We start from the raw sequence: 1,994 nt of genomic DNA, 5'->3' as shown, positions 1-1,994 counted from the left end.
AACTCGTGATAAATGCTCTGGATGAACGACACAGCACGGCCGGCGCCGTCGATGGCGCCCATCCATACGGTATCACCAGCTTGCGTGCGTCCACCCCAGGGCGCTGCGCGACGACGGTCGATGCCTTGCGCCAGAGCCCGCACATGATCCGGCGCCAGCAGGTTTTGCGCCGGCGACTTCATGTACCGCGGGTCGGTCACCTGCGCATCGCGCACGAGGAAGGCCTGCTTGGTTGCCTCCACACAGAGATGCACATAATCCGCACTGCCCTGCGGCACATCACGGATGTTAAGGGCATCGAGAATGCCGAGGATCAGCAGCGACACCACACCCTGCGTCGGCGGGGTCATGTTGTGCAGCGTGCCGGCGCTGTGCATCAACTGCAGCGGATCGACCAGTTGCGCCCGGTGTGCCGCAAGATCGCGCGCCACCAGCGGACTGCCGACACGCGCCAGGTCTGATGCCAGCGACTGCGCCAGTTCACCGCGATAAAAGTCGCTGGTGCCTGCCATGGCTATACGCTCCAGCGTGTCGGCCAGCCGGGTCTGGAAAAACCGGCTGCCGGCGGGCGGAACACCACCGGCGTCGAGAAAGGTTTCGGCAAACCCCGGCTGTGCATGCAGTTCACCCAGCTTCGCCGCGGTCAGCACGGACTGGCTGGTGGTCACCGGCGTACCTTCGCGGGCATAGGTGATGGCGTCCGCGAGCAACCGTGTCAGCGGCATACGCCCGCCCAGCGCCTTGCGCGACAGCTCGTAAGCAGCACCCCAGCCGGAGATCGTGCCGGCGACGGTATTGGCGGCGATGCCGCCGCGCGGCGGTATGGCCTGCGTCAGACCGCGATCGGCATACCAGTTGCGTGTGGCGCTCTGCGCTGCGGCACCGCAGGCATCAATCGCGCCCGGCGCCTCGCCCGGCACATGCAGCAGCCAGAAACTGTCGCCGCCAATGGAATTCATGTGCGGATACACCACGGCGATCGTCGCCGCGGCGGCGATCATCGCCTCGATCGCATTGCCACCCTCGCGCAACACGGCGAGCGCGGACTGTGAGGCCGCTGCGTGGGGTGCTACCGCCATGCCGCGTGTGCCACGTATCGAGTTGATCATGCCCGGATTCTACCGTCGCGCCGCTTTACGCACTGCCTTAGGGCTACCAACCGATGGCCTTGGGCAGCCACAAGGCGAGTTGCGGAAACAGGAACACCAGCAGCACTGCCAGCATCTGCATGGCCACGAACGGAATGACGCCCAAGTACATGTGGCGGGTGGTGACCTCCGGCGGCGCCACACCGCGCAGGAAAAACAGCGCCCAGCCGAAAGGCGGCGTCAGGAACGAGGTTTGCATGGTTACGCAAATCAGCATGCCCAGCCACACCAGGTCCACGCCCTGCTGCGCGAATATCGGCAGGAACAGCGGGACGGCGATGTAACTGATCTCGATCCACTCGATGAAAAATCCAAGGAAAAAAATCAGCAGGATCAGGAACCAGATGTCGGCATTGACCCCGCCCGGCAGGAATTCGAACAGGTCGTTGATCAGGTCTTCGCCATGCAAGCCGCGGAAGGCCAGCGCAAACACCTGGGCGCAGATCAGGATGAACATCATCATCGCCGTAATCTTGGTCGTCGTCTGGCAGGTTTCACGCAGCACCTGGAACGAAAACCGTCCTGCGAACGCGGTGACCAGAATCGCCCCCAGCGCGCCCATCGATGCCGCCTCGGTGGGTGCAGCGACACCGCCGATGATCGAGCCCAGCACGGCCATCACCAGCAGCACCGGCGGCACCACGACCTTGAAAAAACGCACCCACAACTGCCGCCGCGACACGGCATCACGCTCCGCCACCGGGATCGGCGGCACCCATTCCGGCTTCACCATGCCGATGATGACGATGTAGACGCAGTAAATCGCCGCCAGCAACATGCCCGGGATGACGGCCGCAGCAAACATGGTTCCCACCGACAGTTGCAGGATGTCCGACAGCAGGATCA

The 1,994-nt window shown here is 63.9% G+C and carries 2 protein-coding genes; both read right to left on the bottom strand.

Annotated features, from left to right (window positions below):
• Positions 1-1,109, bottom strand: a 1,109-nt coding sequence (locus Q8M88_RS15795; RefSeq protein WP_305598113.1) for a gamma-glutamyltransferase family protein, incomplete at its 3' end; no start/stop codon positions are given.
• 43 nt (positions 1,110-1,152) lie between these two features.
• A partial coding sequence (locus Q8M88_RS15790; RefSeq protein ID WP_305598112.1) for a TRAP transporter large permease subunit occupies positions 1,153-1,994 on the bottom strand: 842 nt, incomplete at its 5' end.

This window comes from Phenylobacterium sp., assembly GCF_030693805.1.
Classification (GTDB): domain Bacteria; phylum Pseudomonadota; class Alphaproteobacteria; order Caulobacterales; family Caulobacteraceae; genus Phenylobacterium.
Note: the sequence above shows the minus strand (reverse complement) of the source record. Positions and strands in the feature narration are given on the sequence as shown.